Annotated in this window: 3 protein-coding genes; all 3 read left to right on the forward strand. The window is 55.0% G+C overall.

What is annotated here, in order from left to right; genetic code table 11:
* Window positions 1-833, forward strand: an 833-nt coding sequence (locus JRI89_17705) for a hypothetical protein (GenBank protein ID MBW2073068.1), incomplete at its 5' end; no start/stop codon positions are given.
* Window positions 834-882: 49 nt separating this feature from the next.
* On the forward strand, window positions 883-1,887 hold the full coding sequence (ruvB, locus tag JRI89_17710; protein ID MBW2073069.1) for a Holliday junction branch migration DNA helicase RuvB: 1,005 nt from the start codon (window positions 883-885) through the stop codon (window positions 1,885-1,887).
* A 61-nt stretch (window positions 1,888-1,948) separates the two neighbouring features.
* Window positions 1,949-2,370: hypothetical protein (locus JRI89_17715; GenBank protein MBW2073070.1), on the forward strand; the 422-nt coding region annotated here is incomplete at its 3' end.

Consider the following 2,370-nt stretch of genomic DNA (forward strand, 5'->3'; position numbering starts at 1 on the left):
TCACGGAGATGGCGAAGTTCTTCGGGGTGTCAGTAAACACGTTCAGGGACTTCCCGCTGGACCTTCAGCAGCACACCCTCAATCGACTTCTTCGAGAGCGCAGTAATGATGGGGATGGATACATTGGTGTCTACGCCATCGGGGACCGGGCAATGGCTTTCACTGTTCCAGACAAGCCCCATATTCGATGTCTCCCTGTGCTCAATGCTGCACTCACTGCAGTCGATCCGAATGAGGACCGGGAACTCAAGGACTTCAGCCTTCGCAGGGACGGCTTCAGTGTCAATGTCATGTCGGATAAAGCCGTCGATGTCGCGGATGTGGGTGACATTACTCAGGGCGGCATTCGACTCCGTCACTCTGACGTAGGGGCATTCGGGACTTCACTGGCTGCATTCCTCCTGCGGCTCATCTGCGTGAATGGACTTGCACGAGCATCTTCTGTCGCTCGCGGCCACTTTACCTCTGAGGATGAATTCCGGGCAGGGGCCATGGTCCACGATTGGGCTACTGAACTCTACTTGGAGCTTAACGAACACCTTCACGCATATGAGCTTCTGGCGGAGATCCCCCTCCCTGCCCCTTACGAAGCCATTGAGCAGCTTGGTGAACGCAATGGTCTCAGTGAAGAGTGCACAGAAATGGTGCTGGATGCGTATTCACTTGAAAGTGAACTGCCCCACACGATGTATAGACTGACGAATGCGCTCACATACGTGTCCTCGCACGCGGAGTTTGATGGAGATCGGCAGCGCCGCAAGCTGCAGAATCTGGCTGACTTTCTGGTTGGAAATGGTGAGGACATCTGCCCCCACTGCCTCAGTCTCAACTGAGTGGGAGCGGGGGGCTTACCATTCCATTCAATCTGAGAGGGAGAGAGCCATGAGCAGTATTGAGGAAAGAGCCCTGACGCTGATTGGGGATCAGGAAGAGAACCCAATAGAGCCATCCATTCGCCCACAGGGGCTTGATGAATATGTGGGGCAGCAGCAGATGGTGGAGAGCCTAAAGATCGCAGTGCAGGCCGCACAGATGCGTGATGCTGCCCTGCCGCATGTGCTGCTTGGTGGTCCTCCTGGTTTGGGGAAGACCTCTATGGCATATGTCCTTGCTGAGGAAATGGACAGTGAACTGATAATCACCTCAGGGCCCAATCTGCAGAAAGCTGAAGACGTGACTGCCAAGCTGAGGGCTTTGAAAGACAGAGATATCCTACTGATCGATGAAGTCCATCGTATGAAGCCGAAGACCTCCGAGGTTCTGTATTCTGCTTTGGAAGATGGCTTTGTGGAGGCTTCAAGTAGACTGCGGCATAGCACAAGTCAGGTGGAGCTTGCTGTTTTCACCCTCATAGCCTGCACAACACATGTTGGCGATGTGCAAGCACCTCTCCGGGACAGAATGCCCCTCCAATTCACGCTCTCCCATTACTCACAGGAGGAGATTCAGCAAGTCCTCGAGCGTAGTGCCTCCATTCGTGAGGTGACCATTGAGGATGCTGCCATTGCTGTCCTTGCGCAGGCAAGCAGAGGCACACCACGGGTGGCCAATTCTCTTCTCTTTCAGTGCAGGGACTATGCCCTTGTAGTTGGCAACGGCGTCGTGACAGCAGGAATGGCTCAGGCCTGTCTGGACAGCATGGGGATTGATTGTCTGGGCCTCAATGCAGCTGATCGGCATTACCTGCAGGTGATCCTCAGAGACTACGGTGGAGGTCCCGTTGGAGTGAATGCCATTGCCTCTTCGTTGGGGGAGAGAGTGAGCAACCTCGAGGAGAACATCGAGCCATATCTGCTGAGGGCAGGGCTGCTCATACGAGACAGGGCAGGCAGAGTAGCCACACGACAGGCTGAGAGCCACCTCATCGACCTTGGGCTGTTGGAATGAGATCTCCTTCGGTCCTGGTCATATTCACTGTCCCTGAGCACGTCCCATACGAGGTGCAGCCATGCCCAACAAAGCCAACACCTGTAGTACGAAGCTCCTGCGGCAGATGATAGAAAGAGCAGCTGAGGGGATGCATCTGGGTGACAGGATGATCCCCGCCAATGCCGCCATCTTCTATGACGCTGAGGCATTCAGTCAGTTTGCTGAAGACTTCCTTAAGAATCCTCAGGGGGCAATCAGGCAGCTAACCGATCTAAACCTTGAGGTAGAGGATGAGGCTGAATGGGTTGACCACTACGTGAGGCTTGCAGGAAGCGCTTTTCGTCTGGACTTTGAGCAGGAGGATGAGGATGTGGACCTTGTGCTCTCACGCAGGGCCTCCCACCACCCGATGATGAAGCTGCTGCGCACCCCTCCCCAATGGCGCCGTGTCAGAAGGGCCGTCTTTGTCTACCTGAGGGATCAGCTCTTTGCTGCAAGGGA

Source organism: Deltaproteobacteria bacterium (genome assembly GCA_019309045.1).
Lineage (GTDB): Bacteria > Desulfobacterota > Syntrophobacteria > BM002 > BM002 > JAFDGZ01.

Bases quoted from the DNA above. Each gene is read 5' to 3' on its own strand.
- ruvB (MBW2073069.1), top strand. From the start codon at position 883: ATGAGCAGTATTGAGGAAAGAGCCCTGACGCTGATTGGGGATCAGGAA.